This is a genomic window from Micromonospora sp. NPDC000668, from assembly GCF_042897975.1.
Lineage (GTDB): Bacteria > Actinomycetota > Actinomycetes > Mycobacteriales > Micromonosporaceae > Micromonospora.
Genome location: NZ_JBIAYP010000005.1, coordinates 508,275 through 530,764, shown reverse-complemented (window position 1 = coordinate 530,764; position 22,490 = coordinate 508,275). Strand labels below are relative to the sequence as shown.

Annotated in this window: 14 protein-coding genes; 7 read left to right on the top strand and 7 right to left on the bottom strand. The window is 67.1% G+C overall.

Annotation, left to right across the window (positions count from 1 at the left end; translation table 11 throughout):
• Window positions 1-140: 140 nt before the first annotated feature.
• Window positions 141-827 (top strand): tyrosine-type recombinase/integrase, encoded by a 687-nt coding sequence (locus ACFY29_RS27130; RefSeq protein WP_386990834.1) that lies wholly within the window; start codon window positions 141-143, stop codon window positions 825-827.
• 15 nt (window positions 828-842) lie between these two features.
• On the opposite strand, the gene ACFY29_RS27125 is transcribed toward ACFY29_RS27130, so the two are convergent.
• The 3 genes from ACFY29_RS27125 to ACFY29_RS27115 form a co-directional block, all read right to left on the bottom strand.
• Window positions 843-977 (bottom strand): hypothetical protein, encoded by a 135-nt coding sequence (locus ACFY29_RS27125; RefSeq protein ID WP_272618018.1) that lies wholly within the window; start codon window positions 975-977, stop codon window positions 843-845.
• A gap of 745 nt (window positions 978-1,722) precedes the next feature.
• Window positions 1,723-1,926 (bottom strand): cold-shock protein, encoded by a 204-nt coding sequence (locus ACFY29_RS27120; RefSeq protein WP_013283833.1) that lies wholly within the window; start codon window positions 1,924-1,926, stop codon window positions 1,723-1,725.
• Window positions 1,927-2,154: 228 nt separating this feature from the next.
• Entirely contained in the window at window positions 2,155-2,508 is a 354-nt protein-coding gene (locus ACFY29_RS27115; protein ID WP_386990701.1) for a hypothetical protein, read from the bottom strand.
• A gap of 217 nt (window positions 2,509-2,725) precedes the next feature.
• On the opposite strand from ACFY29_RS27115, the gene ACFY29_RS27110 reads away from it, so the two are divergent.
• Window positions 2,726-3,409, top strand: a complete 684-nt coding sequence (locus ACFY29_RS27110; protein ID WP_386990699.1) for a hypothetical protein — start codon at window positions 2,726-2,728, stop codon at window positions 3,407-3,409.
• Between the two features lie 51 nt (window positions 3,410-3,460).
• On the opposite strand, the gene ACFY29_RS27105 is transcribed toward ACFY29_RS27110, so the two are convergent.
• Together ACFY29_RS27105 and ACFY29_RS27100 are read right to left on the bottom strand one after the other, a co-directional pair.
• Complete coding sequence (locus ACFY29_RS27105; protein WP_386990697.1) at window positions 3,461-4,360, bottom strand: AraC family transcriptional regulator N-terminal domain-containing protein; 900 nt, start codon at window positions 4,358-4,360, stop codon at window positions 3,461-3,463.
• Window positions 4,361-4,562: 202 nt separating this feature from the next.
• Window positions 4,563-5,321: an SDR family NAD(P)-dependent oxidoreductase gene (locus tag ACFY29_RS27100; protein WP_386990695.1), complete on the bottom strand. Its 759-nt coding sequence runs from the start codon at window positions 5,319-5,321 to the stop codon at window positions 4,563-4,565.
• A gap of 338 nt (window positions 5,322-5,659) precedes the next feature.
• On the opposite strand from ACFY29_RS27100, the gene ACFY29_RS27095 reads away from it, so the two are divergent.
• Both ACFY29_RS27095 and ACFY29_RS27090 read left to right on the top strand, forming a co-directional pair.
• The gene (locus ACFY29_RS27095; protein WP_386990693.1) at window positions 5,660-6,115 is read left to right on the top strand and encodes a nitroreductase/quinone reductase family protein; all 456 of its coding nucleotides are present in this window, start codon (window positions 5,660-5,662) and stop codon (window positions 6,113-6,115) included.
• 421 nt (window positions 6,116-6,536) lie between these two features.
• Window positions 6,537-6,878, top strand: a complete 342-nt coding sequence (locus ACFY29_RS27090) for a substrate-binding domain-containing protein (RefSeq protein ID WP_386990691.1) — start codon at window positions 6,537-6,539, stop codon at window positions 6,876-6,878.
• Window positions 6,879-6,930: 52 nt separating this feature from the next.
• Here ACFY29_RS27090 and ACFY29_RS27085 read toward each other — a convergent pair whose 3' ends face one another.
• Both ACFY29_RS27085 and ACFY29_RS27080 read right to left on the bottom strand, forming a co-directional pair.
• Window positions 6,931-7,983, bottom strand: a complete 1,053-nt coding sequence (locus tag ACFY29_RS27085) for an ABC transporter permease (protein WP_386990689.1) — start codon at window positions 7,981-7,983, stop codon at window positions 6,931-6,933.
• Window positions 7,980-8,948 (bottom strand): ATP-binding cassette domain-containing protein, encoded by a 969-nt coding sequence (locus ACFY29_RS27080; RefSeq protein ID WP_386990687.1) that lies wholly within the window; start codon window positions 8,946-8,948, stop codon window positions 7,980-7,982. Before ACFY29_RS27080 ends, ACFY29_RS27085 begins: the two co-directional genes overlap by 4 nt.
• On the opposite strand from ACFY29_RS27080, the gene ACFY29_RS27075 reads away from it, so the two are divergent.
• From ACFY29_RS27075 to ACFY29_RS27065, 3 genes are all read left to right on the top strand, one after another.
• Complete coding sequence (locus ACFY29_RS27075; protein WP_386990685.1) at window positions 8,947-11,901, top strand: ATP-binding protein; 2,955 nt, start codon at window positions 8,947-8,949, stop codon at window positions 11,899-11,901. The two genes, ACFY29_RS27080 and ACFY29_RS27075, sit on opposite strands and share 2 nt — an antisense overlap.
• A gap of 246 nt (window positions 11,902-12,147) precedes the next feature.
• Complete coding sequence (locus ACFY29_RS27070) at window positions 12,148-18,336, top strand: S8 family serine peptidase (protein ID WP_386990683.1); 6,189 nt, start codon at window positions 12,148-12,150, stop codon at window positions 18,334-18,336.
• A 991-nt stretch (window positions 18,337-19,327) separates the two neighbouring features.
• Complete coding sequence (locus ACFY29_RS27065; protein WP_386990681.1) at window positions 19,328-22,261, top strand: M20/M25/M40 family metallo-hydrolase; 2,934 nt, start codon at window positions 19,328-19,330, stop codon at window positions 22,259-22,261.
• Window positions 22,262-22,490: the final 229 nt, after the last annotated feature.

Here is a 22,490-nt window from a genome sequence, read left to right as displayed (position 1 = left end):
TGGTTCGTCGAGGTCGAGCACGCCGCTTATCGACCCGTTGACTCGACGGGTGACCGGACATGCCTCTACTGGACCTCAACAAGCTCACCGCCGACCTGTCCTCGACCTGGGCGGGATACCTGCGCGACTGAGACCGGACGCTGCGGGCGGGCAACTACCCGGAGACGACGCGCTACAACTACCTGCTCGCCGCGGCGCAACTGGCCCGCTACCTGGCCGAGCACTGGCCCGACCCCGATGCTGCCGACGCTGCGGAGGACCCCACCGAGGTGACCCGGGGGCATGCGGAGGCGTTTCAGGCGTGGATGATCGAGACCCGGTCGCCCTCGACCGCGCTGAACAAGCACAAAGGTCTGCAGCAGTTCTTCAAGTGGTTGCTGGCTGAGGAGGACATCGACCGTTCTCCGATGGATCGGGTCCGACAGCCCAAGACGCCACAGAAGCTGATCCCGATCATGCGGGACGAGGACACGAAGAAGCTCCTCGACGCCTGCAAGGGCGAGACCTTTCCGCACCTGCGCGACGAGGCGATCATCCGCCTGTACTACAACACCGGAGCGCGTCTGTCGGAGGTCGGCAACCTCCTGCTCGATGACGTCGACCTCAACACGGAGTCGGTGCACTACCACGGCAAGGGTGCCAAGGACCGCCGGCTGCGATTCGGGCCGAAGACGGCACGGGCCATCAGCCGCTACCTGCGCGCGCGAGGCAAGCACAAGGGTTCGGAACTGCCGGATCTGTGGCTCGCGCAGCTCTACAGCCGCAGCGGCAGGTGGGGATCCGACGATCGTCAGCCCCCACCTTCATCGCCGCATTCGGACAATTGAGCGATGCTGCCGGCGTCAGCGCCCGGTGGACACGATGTTTGAGGAATGCCCGTTCTGCTCGTCGCGCTTCAGGCGCTTCGCAGTCTGCTTCTCCTTGATCGTCTTACCCTTCTTCTTGACGTTCGCCTTGGTCGTCGAGTCCTTGGACATGATCGAACCTCCTGGAGCAGGTCGGTGAACGTGCAGCGTGGTACTCGCCTGATCGCGGCGTGCAGGTGACGGAAGACCCGCGCGGCGGGCGCGAAGTCCTTCACTGCACGCCGACCCTACGCTCTTCCAGCTCTTGCCGACGTTGGGAAGTGCATCGCCGGTGGTGGGGCAATAGATCGTGTCGCCCCACCGACACGAACCCCCATCCCTACGGTAGGCGGGTCGCGATGGGTCGTTTTCTCGGTGACCTTAGGTCCCATGGTGGGGGAGTGGGGTGCGGCGGGGTCCTGGCGACGCCCTGTCGGCCTGCCCCCGTTTACCCCCCGAAAACCCCGCCTGCGGATGACAACCAGTGACAAGATGCGATCATTGCTGGATCGTGTCTGTGCAGCTCAGCGCCCATTTCTGACAGTCAATGACAAGGTCGGGGCGGCTACGGTTGGTAACAAGGGGTTTTGACAACCAATGACAAGCCTTGAAGGAGGAGGCTTGACATGAGGTTCTCGTGGGTTCAAATCGCCTCGGTCCGCTGAGCTGTCTGGTTAGACAGCTGCGAGGGTGAGTAGCCGATCCATTTCGGCCACAGGCAGCGTTGGTGCTGCGGCGCTCGTTTGCGCCACCCACTGGCTACACCGAGATGGCCGGACTTCTGCCGATCAGACGATTTTGAGATGCCGTGGTGAGCGCATGAAACGCCGAACGGCGGCCCGCTGAATCAGTCGGGCCGCCGTTCGCAGAGTGTGGATCAAAGCGGGCGGATGTTCTCCGCCTGCGGGCCCTTCTGGCCTTGGGTGATGTCGAACTCCACCTTCTGATTCTCGTCGAGGCTGCGGAAGCCGCTCGCCGAGATCGCGGAGAAGTGGGCGAAGACGTCGGCGCCGCCGTCGTCCGGGCTGATGAAGCCGAAGCCCTTGTCGGCGTTGAACCACTTCACGGTACCTGTAGTCATGTCTGCTCCTCGCAGGCTGTTAGAGACCGCACTGTGCGGACCCTTACGCCGCCGCGTTGATCACCCGCGTCGAAACGACACGAAAAACGAAAAGCGCCTGGATGGGTTTCAGATGCCCCATCAGGCGCTGGAAAACGTCTACGGAAATCAAAACTGCAACTCGGCTACCGTAGCACATGATCCGTCGTCGATCCCATGGAGGTGAGTGGACCTGGTCACTTGTCTGCTTCATCGATGCCGCCCTGGCCACAACCGTGAAGCGAACGTCGACCAGGCCGTCGCCGCCGCGACCACCCCTGCGGCCGGCTCGTGCTCGCCTTGGCCGCCATGCACGCTGCGCGCACCAGTCAGATCCGCGCGTTGCGCCTTGATGACGTCGACCTCGGCAACCGGCGCATCGTCGTCGCCGGCCGGGTCCGGCCACTGGACGACCTCACCCACCAACTCCTGCGCCAATGGCTGGATCACCGGAACCGCCGCTGGCCAGGCACCGCGAATCCATACCTCCTGATCAACCAGCAGACCGCGACGGAGGTCGGCCCGGTGAGCACCTTCTGGACCAAGAACGCGCTCCGCAGCCACACCGCCCACCCTGGAGCGTCTGTGCGGAGACCGACAACTCGAAAAAGCCCTCGCCCACGGCGGTGACCCGGTGCACCTGGCTGCGGTCTTCGGCCTCGACGCCAAGACCGCGATCCGCTACGCCACCACTGCCCGCCAGCTCCTGGAATCCAATCCGGAACGGCACACCAGCGAATAATCCTCTGCGTCGGACCTCGGCTTCGTCGATCATGAGCAGGTGACGCGTACCGAGAGCTACACGCTCGCCGGGTTCGCAGCTGGCTTCCGCTGGATACCAGCCGGACAGGACTGGACCGCCGACCTACCGCGCGTCGTCCCCACTGTCAGCGACTGCCTCGCCGATTTTCTCCCGACGGACCGGGACATCGAGCCGTGGCAACAGCCTCTGTTCGAGCCGTGGCACCGATCCTTCCAACACGCAGCTAATGCCGTCAGGCACGCGCCTTCGGACTCCCGCACCGCTCACGTGCTGAGCATGAGCGTGGCGGCAACGGTGGCCACCGAGCTGGCGACCATGATCGAGATGTGGATCGGCGACCTTCCGCATCCAATCCGGATGAACCTCGCGCAACCTGCGGCCGCTCCACCCGGCACGATTCTCGGATTCGAGGTACTCGGCTTTGACGCCGGCCGCTTCCACAGCTGGCTCTGCTACCGGCTGGATACCCAGACACTCGACAAGCTCGGCATCCGGCCGGGGGATGCTGCGCTGCTGACCACCCTCAACGATGCACAACGGGCCGCTGACATGGCCAACAACAACCACGGCACTCAGGACGGCACCCCTGAGGACGTCAGCTGGTTTCCCGCACTCATCACCGAGCACGACATCGACGAGGCGGTCCGTAGTTCACCGGAACCCGCCGGTCCGCCAAGCGTAAGGGCCAAACGGAGGCCTTAGTCCGTCATGCTGCCGCACCGGGAAACACCAAGATCCCCGACAGGGTCAAGCTCAGGGCAGCGCAGTGACGAGTTCTGCTGGCGGAGTGCGGAGTTGGGTGTCCTTGCTGGGTGGTGTGCCGAACATGCGGCGGTATTCACGGCTGAACTGGGAAGGGCTGTCGTAGCCGACGCTGAGGCCCACACCGGTGATGTCTGTGGGGCGGCTGGCGAGCAGGAGCCGGGCTTCTTGCAGGCGGATGCGTTTTTGGAACTGGATGGGGCTCATTCCTGTGACGGTCTGAAAGTTGCGGTGGAACGCGGAAACGCTCATGCCGGCGATTTCCGCCAGGTCCTCCACGCGGAAGGCGGTGGCGTAGTTCTCCCGGATCTGACGCACGGCGCGGTTGATGTGGGCCAGTCCGCTGTCGGCGAGACCGAGCTGGCGGATGGCGACTCCCTGCTCGCCGCGCAGGAGATGCCAGAGGATTTCCCGCTTAACCATGGGAGCGAGGATCTTGCGGTCTGCAGGCTGCTCCAGCAGCCGCAGCAGGCGCACGATGGCGTCCAGCAGTGAAGGCGAGGCCGTGGAGACGGCAATGCCGGGTGATGCGGTGCGTGGGGTGGCCGGCAGGTCTCGGGGGTCGGCTTCCAGGAGGAGTTCAGCAAGGGCTGAGGGAGCGAGAGTCATGCCGAAGCCGAGGGTGGGCTGCCCGGTGTCCAGGACATGGCCGGTGACGGGGAGGTCGGCAGAGGCGATCAGGTACTCGCCGGGCCCATACTCGTAGAGGCGCTCGCCCAGGGCGAGGCGTTTGCCGCCCTGGGCGATGACTGCGAGCACGGTCCCGGACATCCCGGCCGCCGAAGCATTCGGATGGGTGAATTTGCATACCTGAATGCCGTCGATCGCCGTGCTCATGTCGGGCCGCGCATGCCGGTTAAGAAGCTCACGCATTTCGTCCAGGGCAGACATGAATTCATTTTTGCACGAACCTCCACACGGGGTCGCTGGCCGGGCAGGATTGGGCACACATTCATGATTCCGCAGGTGCCCCCACCAGGCAGGGCGGCCTGTGGGCGGCTGTCTTGGCCCGTCGCGGAGTGAGCCGTGGGCGGCGTGTGTGGACGGAAGGGCTTGGCGTGGCTCACAGCTCACAGCTCACAGCAGGAGTAGTTCAGAGGTTCTGACCTCCGGAGACTTCGATGTCCTGGGCGGTGATCCACCGGCCTTCCTCGGAGACCAACATGGCGATGACCATGCCGATGTCGTCGGGCTCGCCGACGCGGCCGAGAGTGAAGGTCTTCGCCAGTTCCGGGATGATCTGCGTGTTCTTGCTGAACGCGTCGTCGGCGAAGCGGGTAACGGTGGCTCCCGGTGCGACCGAGTTCACGCGGATGCCGCGGGGACCGAACTCCTTGGCCATGTAGCGGGTGAGCACCGCCACGGCGCCCTTGAGAGCCGCGTAGACGGAGTATCCCGGCGCGGTCACCTGGGGCAGCGTGGAGTTGCTGGTCAGGTTGACGATGGCGCCGCCGTCGGCGAGGAGCGGCAGCAGGGCCTGGGTGAGGAAGAAGGGCCCCTTGAACAGGCCGTCCGTGAGCCGGTCGAATTCCTCCTCGCGGGTGTCCTCGATCATCGCCATGCCGGCGAATCCGGCATTGTTGACCAGGTGGTCGAAGGAGTCCCGCTGGAAGGTCTCGCGCAGCACCTCGGCAACGGTCTCCCGGAAGATGGTGAATCCCGCCGTATCGCCGAGATCCAGGTGCAGCGCCACGGCAGTGCCGCCCTGCTGCTCGATCCGCGCGACGGTGTCCTTGGCGCCCTGTTCGTTGGAGCTGTAGGTCAGGATGACGCCGGTACCGCGCCGGGCGATCTGCAGGGCGGCGCTCTGGCCGATGCCGGAGCTTGCACCGGTGACGACGGCTACCTTCATGGTGTGCCTCCTGGGCGCGAGGATTCGTCGGAATCCGTGGGGAGTGTGGCCCTTCTATGAGACCGCTGTGCCGGGCCCGCGAAAAGAATGATCCTCTTCGCCTCTTGCCCAATCCTCTTGGATGGACGGGGCATGGGCCGTGTCAGCCGTGCCCCGCCACTGACCGCCGTGCAGGGGAGCGTTGGCCTTTGCGTAACTGCCCGGCTCGTCGCCGTGCTGTGCCTGCGCGTGGGCAGGATCGTGCAAGGATCCGCCAGGATGTCCCTACCAGCCCTCCCGCCGTGACGGTTGACTTGCCCCAAAGCCATTTCCGTCAGGCACGAGTGAGGCAGCCGACCATGACCGACACCGCGGACAGAAGCTACGACGTGGGCGCGGTCAGGCGCGCTCTGGCCATCGGCCCGGGCTCGCCGCGCGAGGCACGCACCATCGACATCACCACCCTGGGCCGGCGCACCGGCCGCCCGAGGCGCATCGAGATCTGGTTCCACCATGTCGACGGCCGCTGGTACCTCAGCGGGATGCCGGTGCCCCGAAGCTGGCACGCCAACCTGTCGGCGCACCCGCACTTCACCTTCCACCTCAAGAACGGCGTTCGGGCGGACCTGCCGGCCACGGCAGTGCCGGTCAAGGATCCCGCGGTGCGCCATCGCGTACTGACTGCGGTAGTTGCCCTGCAGGACGAGCCCGGTTTGCGCATGCGCGTCACCCAGCGCCAGCGCCTGGAGGACTGGCTCAAGCACAGCCCGCTGATCGAGATCGTTTTCGACGACGAACGGCTGCGCCGCCGCTGAGCTGACCGCCCCGGGCGACATGGAGCGGCAGTCTGCTCGAGCATGGCCACGGCCCCGGCCGCCTCGTCCGATGTCCGCTCCCTGCGGCTGGACCGGCACGCACCAGAGATGGGTGAAGTCTCTGCGCGGCCCGGGTCTCGGCGTGATCCCGCGCGGGGGAACCTCACGTTAGCTTGCTTCCACGGCCTGGAGGTGACCACAGCCCGGTGTGCGGCGTCGACCGGTGACGTCGGCGACCTCGGGCGGCTCGGCCCGTCGCGATTAGTGGACGGGTGACGTCCGCTCATGGCACCCCTCTGTGTCAAGAGACGGCGAGCAGCGGTGTTCTAGGCTGGGAGTCGGCGGGTCCGGGAAGTGACTGTTCCGAAGTGTTGACCATAGGGATCGGGTCAGCCGCGCTAGATTGCAGAGTCGCCCCCGCATGTCCTCCCGGGCCCGGGGCGCAGCACGCCGCACGACCCGCGACCGCCTCCGTACCTTCGTCGACCAGCGACCCTCCGTCAGCGCCATCGCGGCGTTCGACGACGATGTCGCGCTGCGGACGCTCACGGCGTTCGGTGACCTCGGCCTGTCGGCGCCGGACGACGTTGCGCTGATCGGCTTCGACGACACCGAGTACGGCGCGCTGTGGACGCCCGCCCTGACGACGGTCCACATCGACGCGGTGGGATACGGTCGGCGCGCGGCGAGAAGCGTGCTCGGACTCGATACCGGCGACCTGCCACCGGACCCGTCGTCGATCATCGAACGCGACTCGGCCTGACCAGGCGAACCACGACGGACGTGGGTCGCGCTGTCGGTGGTCGACCTGGCTGTCAGGACAGGCGAAAGCGACGGATGCGCCAGACACAGAGCCCAGCTATGGCGAGGGCCAGCGTGAGATAGATGGCTGTCTCGTACCACTGGAAAGTCCAGTAGCGACCGGCGGGCTGATAGGCCACGAGTTGTTGGAGACGAAGCTGGTTGATCGCGGCGTGGCAGTCCGCCTGCGAGTTCGTCATGGACAGGCAGGCTTGCGGCGCGGTCCCCGTGAACGAACGCCCGGCCGCGTCTACGGTCTGGACGGAGGTGATCCAGGCACCAAGGATGGTCACTGGCGTGGACACGGTCATGGTGTTGCCCTGAATCCCTATTTGGTATTGGGTTCCGGCGGCCAGGGTGAGCGCCGTCGTGGTGTGGGCGGGCGGGAGGTAATGGGCGCGGACCGACATCGGCACGACCATCTGCACCGCGGCGAGGACGGCGAGCGTGACGGCCATCGCCGGTACGGTTCGCCGTACCAGGATTCCTACAGTGACGCCGAGGGCGAAGGCGAAGGCGGCGTAGCCGATCGGGACGATGTCCCGTGCGCCGAAGACCAGGGGCATGAACCGGTTGGGGAACCCGATGCCCTGGTCTTGGCCGGGGAGTCCGTTGGCCTGGTCGATCGGGCTGGACCACCAGGTCACGGCCAGGCTGAGCAGTCCCGCGGCCAGCACGGCGGCCAGGCCGACGACGCCGAGCTTGGCGGCGAGCCAGCGGGGGCGGGTGACGCTCTGGGTCCAGGTCAGGCGGAAGGTTCCAGCCTCCAGGTCCCGGGCTACCAGCGGCGCGCCCCAGAACATGCCGATGACGACGGGCGCGAGGTAGAGGATCGCGATGCCGGCGAAGTACAGCAGCGCGTAGGCGTCGTTGGCCTGCACGGCGATGGAAAACGCGGTCTGAGCCGACTCGCAGTCGTTGTCGGCCACGCAGGAGGCGAGCCCGCTGGTGTTGTACAGATGCGCCAGGTGAGGGCCGGTGACGGCGAGCGCGATCGCGACCACCACGAGGCCGCCGATCGCCACCCATGCCTGCACACGGAACTGACGCCAGGACAGCCAGATCATTTCGCCGGCTCCGTATCGGTTCGACGGCCTTGGCTCAGGTAGGCCAGGACCAGGTCTTCCAGTCCGACCTGCGAGACGGTCCAAGCCGGGTCGTGCAGCGGGTTCTCCGCGCGGACGACGACAGTGGTCCTGGCGTCGCCGTGGTTGGCTGAGACGACCTGCCAGTCCGCTGGGACAGCGGCGCCGCGCGGTCCGGTGAGCGAGCGATGCGCGGCCAGGAGCTCCTTGATCGGGCCGGCCGCCTGCACCCGGGCCGTGCTCAGCACGATGAGGTAGTCGCACGTTCGTGCCAGGTCGGAGACCAGGTGCGAGGACAACACGACGCTCATCTCGCGCTCGGCGACCGCCTCGGCCAGGTCCTGAAGGAACTCACGTCGGGCCAGGGGGTCGAGGCTGGCGGCCGGTTCGTCGAGGATCAGCAGCTCCGGTTGCTTGGCGACGGCCAAGGTCAGGGCCAGTTGCGCACGCTGCCCGCCGGACAGCTTCCCGGCCCGTATGCCGAGGTTCAGCCCGAGCCTTTCAATCCGGCGCTTTGCGTACGCGGCGTCCCAGCCGGGGTTGAGCCGCGCGCCGTACTTGAGGTGGTCCGCGACCGACAGCGAGGCGTAGACCGGTGCATCCTGGGCGACGAACCCGACCCGGGCCAGCTGCGCCTGGCTGGACCCGGGCCGCCCGCCGAGGACGTCGACAATGCCGGTCGTGGGCGCGAGAAGTCCGACAGCCAGATGGGTGGCGGTACGTCCGCCGATCCCGGCGTCGGTGCGGGCCTGGCGCCAGGCGGTCAGCCGTGGTGCGATCAGCGCCCAGCGGGCGTCGGACAGGTCGGAGGGGGTAGGCGGGTGGCTCGGCCAGGCGATATGTCTACTGTGGACTACATGATGGATCGCCGTTGGGTCCGACGATTCCCGAACTTTCAGAACCAGACACGTTGCGCCCGAGCATCGAAAAGCGAGATCATCACGCATGCTCGACCCCTCGCCCGAGGACGACGGGACTTCACCGACCGTTTCTACGCCGCATTTCGTGGGTCGTGATCGGGAGATGGCGGCGCTTCGGGTCGCCTTGGCCCGGCCACCGGCGATCGTGCTGGTAGAGGGCGAGGCGGGGATCGGGAAGAGCCGACTGCTGCGAGAGTGGTTGGCCGCGCCGGACCAGCGCACTGCCTTGGTCTCGGTGTGCCCACCGCTTCGCGAGTCGCTGACGTTGGGGCCGATCGTCGACGCGTTCCGTGGGATCGACCGCCCGGTGTCGCGATTGCGGCTCACCGAGCTTGCGGGTGCGTTACGGCCCCTGTTCCCTGAATGGTCCTCGGACCTGCCGCCCGCATTGCAGCCCTTGGACGATGCGAAGGCGGCACGGCATCGCCTGTTCCGCGCCCTGGACGAGCTGCTGCGGGCTCTGCGTGTCGACGTTCTCGTGCTCGAGGACGCTCACTGGGCCGACGAGGTGACCTTGGAGTTCCTGCTGTTCGTCGCCTCCCGACAGCAATCGCACGGGCCGAGCCTCGTGATCTCCTATCGGCCGGAGGAGGTGGACGTCGGATCGCTGTTGCTGCGGCTGACGTCCCGGTTGCCTGCTGGCGTGACCCAGCTGAGGATCGCCCTGGCGCCGATGCGACCCAACGACACGGCAGCGCTGGTGTCCTCGATGCTGGACGGCAACCCGATATCGCAGGAGTTCACGACGTTCATGCACGAGCGGACCGGTGGCGTTCCTCTGGCGCTGGAGGAGTCGGTTCGCCTCATGTGCGACCGCGCCGACCTCGTCTTCCGCGAAGGACAGTGGGTCCGGCTGAAGCTGCGCGAGCTACAGGTGCCGCCAACGGTGCGCGACTCCACCCGGGAGCGGGTGGGCCGTCTGTCGCCGACGGCGCAGCAGGTGTTGCGAGCCGCGGCTACGTTGGCTGAGCGGTCATCGGTGGACACGATCGCGGTGACCGCCGGTCTGTCACCAGCTGCGTGTCGAGGCGCTATCGCGGAGGCGGCCAACGCCGGCGTCCTGGACGGAGACGACCGCGGCCAGTGGCGATTCCGGCATGTGCTCGCCGCCACGGCTGTCTACGAAGCGATCCCGTTGACCGACCGCAGACACTTCCACCTGCTGGCCGGCCGGGCCTTGGAGGACATCCATCCGCCGCCTGTCGCACGCCTTGCCCACCACTTCCGTGAGGCGGGCGAGACGCAGTCCTGGGCGCGGTACGCCGAGCAGGGTGCCGAGCTGGCCATGGCCTCGGGTGACCACACCAAGGCGGTCGACTTGCTGGTCGATCTGTTGTCGTGGGCCGTGTTGCCGCCGACGGATCGGGCACGAGTTGCGCGCATCGCCGGAGTTGCCGCACTGGGCCGTCGTGAACCGGTCGACGAGGTCTATCACCGCGTGATCCGTACCTTGCGCTCGGTGCTGGAGACCCCCGGTCTCTCCGCGCGCCAGCAGGCCGAGATCCGCAACCCCCTGGGTCGGCTCCTGATCACCGGGGGTGAGGCGCAGGCCGCACTCAGCGAGCTCGAGCAAGCGGTGGCCAACCTCGACCATGAGCCGGTCGAGGCGGCTCGGGCAATGACCTATCTGGGATGGGCCTATGCGGGGCCGTGGCCGGCGTCGACCCATCGGCGTTGGCTGGATCGCGCCGCTGAGCTCACCGCCGAATTCGATTCTCCCGCAGAGCGGCTGAACCTGGCCGGCAACCGAGCCGCGGCGTTGCTCATGCTCGGCGAAGAGGAGGCCTGGGACGTCGTCGCCGGCCTGCCCATCGACGGCGCGACCTCGGCGGAGCGTCTCGACGTGGCCCGCATCCACGCAAATGTCGGGACCGGCGCATTGATCTGGGGTCGGTACGCCGACGCGGAAGAACACCTCGCCGTGGCCATGCGCCTTGCCGAGGCCGAGCAGGCGTCCCGGTTGCAACACAACGTCCGACTCGAACAGGCCAACCTGGCGTGGCTCACCGGCCGGTGGGAGGGTCTCGCGGAGCGAAGCGCGGCACTCACCGATGCCGACCGAGACCGGCCGGCGCACTACCTCGGCAGCATTCGCCTCGCGGCCCGGCTGGCAGCCGCAGCCGGACGGCGGCGCGCTGCGGAGGAGCAGTTCAGGCTGGTCCTCGAGGAGTCTGCCCGTCTCGGCGCAGCCGACGACACGATGGAGGCCGCCGCTGCGCTGGCCAGGCTGTGGCTGACGGACGGAAACAGCGGCCGGGCGCTGCAGATCACGAACGAGCCGATGGACACCGTCCGGAGGAAAGGCATCTGGGTCTGGGCGACGGACCTCGTGCCCGCCCGGATCGAGGCGCACCTCGCCGCAGGCGACCTGAAGGCCGCGACACGCCTGGGCGACCAGTTCGCCAGAGGGCTGCGTGGCCGTACGGCGCCTGCGCCTCGCGCCGCCCTCACCGTATGCCGTGCCCTGCTGGTCGCCGCAGCCGGAGACCACGCCCGGGCGGCGACGGCATACGACCGGGCGGCGCACGCCTGGAGCGCGTTGCCGCGCCCCTACGACGCCATGCTCGCCCGCGAGCGTCAATCCGAGGCGCTCATAGCGCAAGGCCAGATCGAACAAGGTCGAGAGCTGCTGGCCGCACAGTACGAGCAACTGTTCAGGCTCGGAGCCCGCGGCGACGCAGACCGTGTCGCACAGCGGCTTCGCGAACACGGCGCCGAGGTTCCGCGACTGTGGCGCGGCGGCCGACGAGGGTACGGCGACCAGCTCTCACCGCGCGAGCTCGACGTGGTCCAACTGGTTGTCGCCGGCAAGACGAACCGGGAGATCGGCCGGATCCTGGCCAAGTCGCCGGCCACGGTGGATCAACAGCTGCGTGCGGCGATGCGCAAGTTGAAGGTAACCTCCCGGACCGCGCTCGCGGTCAAGGCGGTAGAGGCCGGAGTGTTCGCAGAAGAGGACTCCCTCGACGACCCGTCGTGAAAATTGACGTATCCGCTGGATAGCGACGGCCACTCGCCCCCTCGAGCATGACTCCATGATTCATAGCCGTAGGGCAATGTATGCCTGAGCGACCAGTCGCGCGTGACGACGCCGCCATCGAGCACCCGCCACCACCCGAGCTGCCCTGCGAGGCGCGCGTCAGCGCCCCCGACGCCGACGGTGCCGACGGTGCCGATGACCACAAAAACCACGACCCCTATCAACCCCTGTAGGCCAAGGACTCATATGAGACTCAAAGCCCTCGCGGCTTCGCTGGCCGCAGTGGTCAGCTTGAGCTTGATCCAGCCATCTCCGGCGTCCGCCGCTGAGCCGGATCCTGGCGCTGCCGCCAACAAGATCGCGTCGAACCTGAAGGACCGCTTCCGCACGGAGCCGGCGTCCGACTTCTGGATCACGTTTGACACCAAAGCCGACCTCGGGTCGGCGAAGAAGATCACCGACTGGACCGCTCGTGGTCAGTTCGTCTACGACGCGCTGACCGCAGCGGCGAAGAACTCCCTGGCATCTGTTTCCACCGAACTCGACCGGGCAGGCGTCAAATACACCTCCTATCCGATCGCCAACACCGTGTTCGTCAAGGGGGGCACCGAAAAGCTCGCCCTTAACGTGGCCTCGAGGGTGCAGGTCGCCGAGATCCACGCGACGCCGCAGGTCGCGCTGGTCGAGCCAGTGGACAAGAAGATCCCAGCTGACCAGGCTGCCCGCCCTGCCGCCCCGAAGGCTGCAGCCGAAGATGGCACCGTCTCGTGGGGTCTGGACGCCATCCATGCCCCCCAGGCGTGGGCCATGGGCGCCACCGGTGCGGGCATCACCGTGTCCAACCTCGACTCGGGCGTCCAATTCGACCACCCCGCTCTGATGCACCAGTACCGGGGCACGAAGCCCGACGGCACCGTCGACCACAACTACAACTGGATGGCCACCCGGGGCACGTGCACCGGCGCACCGTGCGACGACAACGGACACGGCACGCACACCATGGGCACCATGGTCGGCGACGACGGAACCAACCACGTCGGCGTTGCGCCGGACGCGCAGTGGATCGCGACAAACGGCTGCTGCGACAGCACCGGCGTCGAAACGCTGCTTCAGTCCGGCTGGTGGCTGCTCGCCCCGACCGATGTGGATGGGAACAACCCTGACCCGTCCAAGCGCCCGCACGTCATCAACAACTCGTGGGGCCAAACCGACGAGCACAGCTTCAACGGCTTCTTCCAGGCCATCGACGAGGCCTGGAGCGCCGCGGGCGTCTTCAGCGTGTGGTCATCGGGCAACACCACGCCGTACGCGGCCTGCGACACCGTCTCCTCGCCCGGCTCCGCCGAGAGTGCCTACTCCGTCGGCGCCTACTCATCGGACGGCACGCTCGCGTCGTTCTCCCGCAAGGGCGAGGGTGAAGGTGGCCGGATCAAGCCCGAGATCTCCGCTCCGGGCGTCGCTGTCCGTTCCTCCTACCCGAACAACAGCTACACCGAGATGTCCGGCACCTCGATGGCGGCCCCCCACGTGGCTGGCGCCGTCGCGGCGCTGTGGAGCTACGACCCGACCCTCATCGGGCAGGTGGAGGAGACCCGCCGCCTGCTCGCCGAGTCGGCCGTCGACGTCGACGACACCGAGTGCGGCGGCACCGCCGAGGTCAACAACAAGTACGGCGAGGGCCGGCTCGACCTCGTCCGCCTGCTCGAGCTCGCGCCCCGGCAGGGTGGCACCCTCACCGGTGTCGTCACCGCCAACGGCGTCCCGGTCCCCGCTGCCGAGGTGACGATCAGCGGGCCGTTCAGCCGGTCGATCGGAACCGACAAGGACGGCCGGTTCACGACGAACCTCCCGGTCGGCGACTACCAGCTCAGCACCAAGGTCTTCGGCTACCTGACCGCGACCGCCAACGTCACGATCTCCCTCGGCCAGGACACCTCCGTCAAGCTGCCGCTCACGGCCGCCGCTAGGCACGACATCAGCGGCAGGGTTGTCGACGACAAGAAACAGCCCGTCCCGAACGCCGACGTCTCCGTCAAGGACACGCCGCTGAAGCCGGTACGCACGGATGCCAACGGCGCGTTCACGATCGCCGCTGTCCCCGAGGGCGGGTACACGCTGGGCATCAAGCCCAACGCCTGCTTCTCGCCCACGACGGTCCCGCTGATCGTCGGCGCACAGAACGAGTCGCGCGAGATCCCAGTCGGGCTCGTCGTCGACAAGGGCGGCTACAGCTGCGCCGTCTCCGACGGCGAGTACCTGCGCGGCACCGACCCGGTCGCGTTCACCAGCGGCGTGTGGGCGACGGTGAAGCTGCCCTTCCCGATCGCGCTCTACAACGGCAGCCACGACACCCTCGGTATCAGCCTGCGCGGCGTGATCTCCCCGGACACCTCCACCGGACCCGGCAGCGGCGGTGCGGGCATCTTCCCGTTCTACGTCCAGACCCCGGTCGAGTTCGCCCCCGGCGGGGGAGTCTTCACGGCAGCCACCAAGGTCAACGGCGAGGACGCGTTCGTCGTCGAGTTCCGCAACGCCAAACTCTGGGCCTATCCGGACCGGTCGGAGTACACGGAGCCGGTCAGCTATTCGGCCACGCTCACCCGCTCCGGCACGGTGATCTTCGGGTACGGCGACGGCATCGGGACCGACGACCCGGTGACCGCCGGCGCGCACGCCATCACCGGCATTCAGGGCTGGGCCGGTGTCGACGGCATCCGGTTCTCCGACAGCGCCCCGGTGCTGCGCGACGAGATGATCGTCACCTACGACATGCCTGACTTCGGGTACCTCGACGCGACCGTCGTCGACCAGAACGACGGGCTGCCGGTGGCCGGGGCCAAGGTCTCCTTCATGGACAAGAATGGGCTCGTCGAGACCGTCACGACCAACGGGACGGGCATCGTGCATCGCCAGCTTCCGGTGGGCGACTACACCATGACGGTCGACGCGCCGAACTACACGACCGCGGCATACCCCTTCTCCCTCGACAAGCTCTACGCGAGTGCCAAGATCGACGCGCGTCTGACCACGGGTGTCGCCGGCCTGAAGGCTGACGGCCTCGACGCGCTGTTGGGCACCGACCAGAACGGTGTCGGCTCGCTGACGCTGACCAACAACGGTTCCGCCCCACTCACGTACAACCTGGGCGAGGCCGCGCGCCACCCCGACCTTGACGCCGCCGGCGCCACCGGGCGCACCGGGAAGGGTGCGGACAGCACGATCGACCTCACCGCGTGGAAGGCCGGTGCGAGCGGCATGAAGCCGTCGAACGTCGACGGCAAGGCGGCGACGGCGAGCGCCGCGGAAGCACAGGCGGCTGGCAAGGTCGGCGCGACCTCCGGCGGTGAGGTCATCACCCGGATCGCCATCCCGGGCAAGATCGAAAACAAGGAGCCCTCCGGCATCGGGTACGACGGCGACGTCTGGGTCCACGACTACAACGCGCGGACCAACACCGCCTACACGGTGACGGGCAAGCCGACCGGGAAGGTCTTCGACGCGTCGTGGAACCCCGCGTACCGGGCGTTCGACATGGCGCTCGACACCAAGACCGGTGACATGTGCCAGATGGAGGACAGCCCGGCCAGCTACATCCACTGCTTCGACCGGGAGACCGGGAAGGAGACCCGGCAGATCAAGGGTGACTGGTCCACGCTGCAGCTGACCGGACTCGCCTACAACCCGACGGAGGACGTGTTCTACGTCGGCGGTCGAAGGAACGGCATGATCGGAACCGTCGCCGGGACGTCGCACGACAACGCGGGTGCGCTGCTGTCCTTCTGCGCCCCGCCGCTGCCCGAGGTGATGGGCCTGGCCTACAACCAGGCGTCCGACACCATCTGGTACACCGACCTCACCTCGAACAGGCCCACCCGCCTGCTGCAGGTGGACCCCGACGACTGCTCGCTGGTGAACGCGTGGTGGTTCCCCGGCCAGAAGGCGGGCCAGGGCGGCGGCCTCGAGACCGACTCGACCGGGGCGCTGTGGGCGGCGGACCAGGTCGCCGATGACGTCGTGCTGGTCGACGTCGAGGACGACCTGCTCACCGACCTGCCGTGGCTGTCGCTCTCCTCGACCGGCGGCACCCTTGCCCCGGGTGAGTCGACGACCGTCAAGGTCTCGATCTCCTCGAAGGACACCAAGCCAGGAGTCCTCGGTGCGAACATCGTGGTGAGGTCCGACTCCGGACGCCAGTCCAAGACCTACGTCCCGGTGACGCTCACGACCACGAAGTACCAGGTCGGCGTCAACGCCGGCGGCCCTTCGTTCACCGACGGCTCCGGCTACACCTGGTCCGGCGACCAGGCCGGCGGCAAGGGGGCGTGGGGCTACGAGGGGAAGACGAAGGTCGCTTCCACGAAGGCCGGGATCGAAGGCACGACGGACGACGCCCTGTTCCAGTCGCAGCGCACCACGCCGGACAAGCAGTTGTTCTACCGCTTTCCCGACGCGCCCAAGGGCACCTACGCGATCGATCTCGGGTTCGCCGAAATCGAGAAGGTGGCCAAGGGCAAGCGGGTGTTCGACGTCCTCGTGGACGGAACGCTGACGGAGTACGCGTACGACGCGGCCGCGGCCGTGGGGCCGAACGCCGCCGACTGGCGCACCGCCGTCGTGAAGCACGAGGGCGGTCCGCTGACCGTGGAGCTGCGGGGCTCGAAGGGCCTAAAGGCCCCGACCATTGCCGCGCTGCGTGTGACGCTCGACCCGCGCGCAGACACGGCGGAGCCGGAGCCCCAGCCCGAGCAGCCGGAGCCGGGCCCCGTGCCGGTGGCCCCCGCCGGTCGCTCGTACTCGATGAAGGTGACCGACGGGCTCTACCGCCAGGGCACGGAGGAATCCGGGTGGCACGGCGATGACCTCTGCGGCGTGCTGTGGTTCGACTCCAGCTTCCTGCAACCCTTCTACGACACGGCCTGGGACGGGGTGTGCGTGACGACGAACGGCACGCTGACCTTCGACCGCGCCAGCACGCTGGGGAACAACACCGCACTGCCGTCGCCCAGTCCGATCGACGCGATCTATCCGCTCTGGGACGACCTCATCGTCGACGACGAGGCAGGCATCTACTTCGGCACGACCGAGGTGGACGGGCTGGCGGCGCAGGTCATCGAATGGCGCAACGTCACCTTCTACAACGACCGGACGGCTCGCGTGAGCTTCTCGGTCACCCTGATCGCGGACGGACGGGTCCAGATCGGATACGGCGACGGCGTCGGCGGCGACAACCCCCTCACCCGAGGGTCGTCGGCGACGGTGGGCCTGGAGAGCCTGAACCGCAACCCCGCGAGCCAGTACTCCTTCAACCAGCCCATCCTCAAGGCCGGCCTGGGGCTGGAGTACACCCTCCCGGCCGCGGGCACGATCGAGGGAACGGTCACCGACGCGAACGACCGCAAGCCGATCGCGGGCGCGATCGTCACGCTCAAGGGGCCGAGCGGTGAGCGGGTCATCACCGCCGACGAGAAGGGCCGGTGGAAGGCCCAGGCGCTGGTCGGCGAGAACACCGTGGAGGTGTCGGCGCCGAACTATGTCACCGCCAGCCACCCCGTGACCATCGCCAAGAAGGATCAGGCCGAGGTGGTCGACACGGCGTTGACCACGGGCGTCGCCACCATCACCGGAGGTGACTTCGACTGGCTCCTCGACAAGGACCAGAAGGCGACCGCCGACGTGACCGTGACCAACACCGGCTCCGCCCCACTCGAGGTGCGGCTCAGTGAGCAGAAGCGCACCAGCGACGACGGGCACGAGGCCGCCGACCTTCCGTGGCTGACCCTCACGGGCGCGGCCGCGGCCGGCACGGTCAAGCTGGCGGCCGGCGAGTCCACCACGGTCACGGCGACGGCCGACAACGCCAACGTCGAGCCCGGCGTGCTCGTCGGGGACGTGCTCGTGGCGTCGAACGCCGGCAAGGGCGAAGCCCAGTTCAAGCCGGTCCGCCTGGCGACCTCGGCTTACTGGAAGGGCGTCGACGCCGGCGGGTCCGGGTACGTCGGCGCCGACGGCTTCGTCTGGGCGCCCGACCAGCAGCTCGGCTCGCGGTCGTGGGGCTACGTCGGCGGCAAGGCGCGTGCCACCAAGGCCGACATCGCCGGCACCGAGGACGACGCGCTGTTCCGCACCCAGCGGACCGGCGAGACGTTCAGCTACGTGTTCAAGAACGCCCCCGCCGGGAAGTACCGGATCGGCCTCGACTTCGCGGAGATCGAGAAGGTCAAGGCCGGCAAGCGTGCCTTCGATGTTCTGATCGACGGCAAGGTCGTGCTCTACGACCACGACGTGCAGGCGAAGGTGGGTGCGCTGACCGCGGACGTGAACACGGTCACCGTCGAGCACGCCGGTGGCGATCTGAAGGTCGAGCTTCGCCGCGAGATCGGCGAGAGCGACCCGATCCTCAACGCCCTGAAGGTCCAGCAGGACCCGCGCCTATGAGATAGCCAACCTATCCGCCAGCAGTGGGCAGAGCCTCCTCGGAAAGGATCACCGGCGAGGCTCTGCCCACGACTACCGAGTGTGCGGCTTCGGACCGTACTCGCGCACTTGGTGGCAAAGAATCGGAGTTCCTCGTCAGTGGCGACGCGCCAGACGACGAAGCGCGTTGCCCGCCACGCCAGAGCCCTTCGCCACCGTCGCCCCCCGACCGCGCCCTCGCCGCTAAGGCCCGGATCACCGCCCTCAACCAGCTGCACGGTCGCAGCGCCAGCGTCATCACGCTCTCGCCGTACTCGGCCAGTCGCGTTGTCGCGGCCACCGGGTCGACGCATCCTTGCGCCGCGCTGACCATTGCGCCGATCCACGCGTGCGCCTCTTCCGGTGTCGCCACCGATGTTGACGTGGACAGGCGGCGCTTGGTCGTCGCGTCGACCCACCGAACCCGCGCCCGGCAGGGATGTTCCCGGCCGGCCCGAACCTCCATATCGGAGGCAAGCGGTACGCCGATCGGTGGCTGACGGTGTGTCGGGGCGACGGTCGGCCCGCAGCGTTGACTACAGGGCAGCGCGATGGGGCGCGCGGTGGCTGTCTGCTCTGCGCAGCCGTCGAGAGGGCCGCCCCGATTCATGGGGGGCCATCGAAAAAGAGGTAACCACCTATCTTGAAGCCCCTGAATGATCCCCTAAGAAATATCGATGGGAGGCCTTGAAAAGTATCAATGGAGGGCTGGGTGGGTGCCCCCTTGAAAACCTTCGATGGGGGGACATCGAGGACCGCCCTGTTCAGTCACCCCTTGAAAAGTGTCGATGTTTGTGTCCGCCGCGCTCGTCGTCCTCCACTTCGAACACGACCGCACCGCACCACCTGGTCACGCAGCGCTACAACCGTTGCTCAGAAAGGCTCATTGACAAGCTGGGAAGCGCCTGAAAGTGTCTCGCGTACAACGAAATTCATCCGACGTTTTTTGGTCTGACCATTCAGGGAGATCACGGTGCTGCGGAAGAAACCTCTTGCAATGACACTTGGCATGTCATTGCTCCTGTCCATGGGTGTAGCGGCTGACGCGTCCGCGACCAGCGTCGGCGAGGAGCGCTTCCAGCCGAGCGCCACCTACGATCTGTCGGTGACCGACGCCGAGCGCGACGCGATCCACGCGGAAGTCGAGGCGTTGGCTGGGCGCGTCAACAGCGCGCGGGCGGGGGACGGCACCTACGACCCGCTCAGTCTGATCGGGGCGATGCTGGACGGGTCGAGCTACGACTCCATCTCCCGAGGCGGCACGGCCGCGACGGCGTACCCCTTCCCGGTTAGCAACACCGAAGCCAACCAGAACGAGTACGACCGCAAGGTCGCCAAGCTCGCCTGGGTGGTCAAGCTGGCCACCGACCTGGGTTTCCCGGTGGTCGTCCAACGCCAGGCCGACAAGTACGTCTACGCAGAGATCGGTGACCCGGACGCCCCGGAGATGGTCATGGCGTTGAGCCACCTCGACTCGCCGACGGCTTCCGTTTCGCCAGCCCAACTGGCGCGCTGGCGGGACGCCGATGGCAACCTCGGCACTCCTGGTGCGTACCACTCGCCCTATGTCCAGGACGGCTGGGTCTACGGGGCGGGCCTGCAGGACGACAGCGGCCCGACCCTGGCGACGCTGCTCGCGGCCAAGGCGCTGCTCGAGGCGGGGTTGCCCCTCGACCGACGCATCCGCATCGTCATGGGCATCTACGAAGACGGCGGTCCCGGCACGCCCTCGACGACGAACACCGCCACCTTCCAGTCCATCCCGTACAACTCGAACCCGAGCTTCTACGACAACTGGGCCTACAAGAACCTCAACCGGGAGGAGATCCCGATCGCGGGCTACACCTCCGACTCGCGGTTCCCGGTCATCGTCGGCAACTCCGGATCGGTGACCCCGTCGGTGTCGATGAGCTTGTCCGCAGACAGCACCAAGGCCTTCCGGTTGACGGATGCCACAGCCGGCGTCACCCGGCGCGAAGGCGACCCGACGCTCAAGGACATCGCCTACGGCAGCACCACGCAGATCGCCTCGCGGGCCATTTTCACCCTCGACGTGGCGGGGGCCGGCTCTGCCGAGCGCGACCGATTCGTGTCGGCGATCACCGCTGCCGCGACCACGAAGGGTTGGCTCCCGGCTGCTCCCCGCACCACGCCCAAGGTGCAGACTACGATCACCGGCGACTCGCTCACGCTCGAGATCAACACCGATGTGGCGATGGAGATGCCGACCCCGCAGTACGGCAAGAATGCCATTGTGTGGGGAATGTTCCTCCTCTCCAAGGGACTCGGCGCATTGGGAACCACGGCCGCCGACATGCAATTGAAGAAAGCCGCCGACGGCATCGCCGACCTGTTCTTCCGCGACGGTGTCGAAGGCGAAGCCTATATCGGCAAGTACATGGGCATCCCGGCGAGCCTGTTGCGCAACCCGAGCAACGGCACGCCGAACCTGACCTTTGCCCTCATGGGAGGCATCAATTCAGAGACCCCGACGAGCTTTTACACGGACGCCTCCGGCAGTCTCAGCATGCCGATGTATGTGCGCAGCATGCACGTCACCGCGGCTGACTCCGGCCAGGCAACGGCGGCGGTCACGGCCGCCTTCCAGGCGAAGGGGTTCACCATCGGCAACCTCGGCTCGCCCGTCGGCGCCGGGTTGTACGTTACTCACGACAACCCGCTGACGGCTCTTCAGTTCGGGAGCTACGAAGCCTCGATCAACCGCAATCCGGCGGAGTTTGCGGATCCATATTCCCTCAGGGACGTGGTCTATCCGCAGGGCACGACCGGTGGCACCCTGGCCAGCAGCTTCCGCAATAAGATGACCGCCTTCGGCGCCGTCATCCCGGGCAACGAGCGCTGGTGGCACACGGCCAACGAGCGGATGAAGGTCGACTCGGCAGTGCAGATGACCAAGATCATGGCCGATGGCATGCTGGAGATGGCCCGGTACTCCGGGCCCGCCGGTGCCAAGTTCATGTCGGCAAACATCCCTGGGCTGAACGCCGACCGGGCGGACCTCGACCTGCTCGACGTCACGATCGGAACCTACAAGGACGCGTCGGCCGCTGTCGGCACGAGCCAGTTGGGCACCCAGGCCCTGCTCGGCGCCACCTCGTTCAACATCCCGATGTGGAACGGGCGCGGCAACTCGGCCCCGACGGCGTCGGCTTTCGCACTGGGGCACGCCCCGGGAGGGGTCTACTTGCCCCTGACCGACACCGAGTACCTGAACAACACGTACGTGGCGCCGATGCGTCTGGAGTTCAAGGTGGAGCGCCCCGACCACATGTCGGACGCGGCTTGGGCGAAGTTCGTCGCCGGCGGCTACGGCGACTTCCAGTTCAACATTCTCGTCGGCGACGCGGTTGTGCCGCTGGCCGTTCCTGCAGGGCAGAGTGCGGACAGGTACTTCTCCTCGCGCATCTCGGCCAACAACCCCGACGCCATCTACCTGTCGGTCAACCTCGCGATCACCGATGCCCCGTACACCGGGGTGCAGGGCATCCTCGCGGATTCCAAGACGGACCTGTACACGGTCAATCCGACGTACTTGGCTTCAAACCCTGATCCGTTCCCCGGTCGCGGGGCCATCGAACAACGGGGCTTCTTCACCTTCGGTGATGGGCAGAAGAACGCGGAGTTCTCTTCACCCGACGCGGTCTACGTGACAGTCGCCAACGCGGTCACCGATGCGAAGCCGTCGGCGGTGGTGAAGAAGTTGAAGGGCAACAAGAACGAGTTGACCATCACGGTGAACCAGACCCACATCGACGGCAGCGAGTCTCCTGTGACGACCACGTTCACCATCGACAACAACGCTGCCGGCACTTACACCGTCGGCGATTACAAGGTATACGTCGAAACCAAGGGCAACACCCAGGTGCGGTCGATCTCCATCGTGTGACGCGTGTGAACCCGAAGTTCAGCGCGCGGACGAGAGGGCATGCGCGGTGCAGGGCCCCGGCAAAGTCGTGAGGGTGCCCGGCTTGATGTGGGTGGTGTAGACGCGCCCGTGCTGGTGGTAGCAGGGCGGGCATGACCGGTTCAGATGATCATTGAGGTTCCGACGCCTTATTGATCGTCCGAAGTGAGTCATGCCCGCGCTGCCATCATCGCTGATCTCGTCCTTGTCC

Excerpts from the sequence above, each read along its gene's own strand:
- ACFY29_RS27085 (WP_386990689.1), bottom strand. The coding sequence starts at position 7,983 with ATGATCTGGCTGTCCTGGCGTCAGTTCCGTGTGCAGGCATGGGTGGCG.
- ACFY29_RS27070 (WP_386990683.1), top strand. The coding sequence starts at position 12,148 with ATGAGACTCAAAGCCCTCGCGGCTTCGCTGGCCGCAGTGGTCAGCTTG.
- ACFY29_RS27125 (WP_272618018.1), bottom strand. The coding sequence starts at position 977 with ATGTCCAAGGACTCGACGACCAAGGCGAACGTCAAGAAGAAGGGTAAG.
- ACFY29_RS27100 (WP_386990695.1), bottom strand. The coding sequence starts at position 5,321 with ATGAAGGTAGCCGTCGTCACCGGTGCAAGCTCCGGCATCGGCCAGAGC.
- ACFY29_RS27075 (WP_386990685.1), top strand. The coding sequence starts at position 8,947 with ATGCTCGACCCCTCGCCCGAGGACGACGGGACTTCACCGACCGTTTCT.
- ACFY29_RS27120 (WP_013283833.1), bottom strand. The coding sequence starts at position 1,926 with ATGACTACAGGTACCGTGAAGTGGTTCAACGCCGACAAGGGCTTCGGC.
- ACFY29_RS27090 (WP_386990691.1), top strand. The coding sequence starts at position 6,537 with ATGTCCTCCCGGGCCCGGGGCGCAGCACGCCGCACGACCCGCGACCGC.
- ACFY29_RS27105 (WP_386990697.1), bottom strand. The coding sequence starts at position 4,360 with ATGTCTGCCCTGGACGAAATGCGTGAGCTTCTTAACCGGCATGCGCGG.
- ACFY29_RS27080 (WP_386990687.1), bottom strand. The coding sequence starts at position 8,948 with ATGCGTGATGATCTCGCTTTTCGATGCTCGGGCGCAACGTGTCTGGTT.
- ACFY29_RS27095 (WP_386990693.1), top strand. The coding sequence starts at position 5,660 with ATGACCGACACCGCGGACAGAAGCTACGACGTGGGCGCGGTCAGGCGC.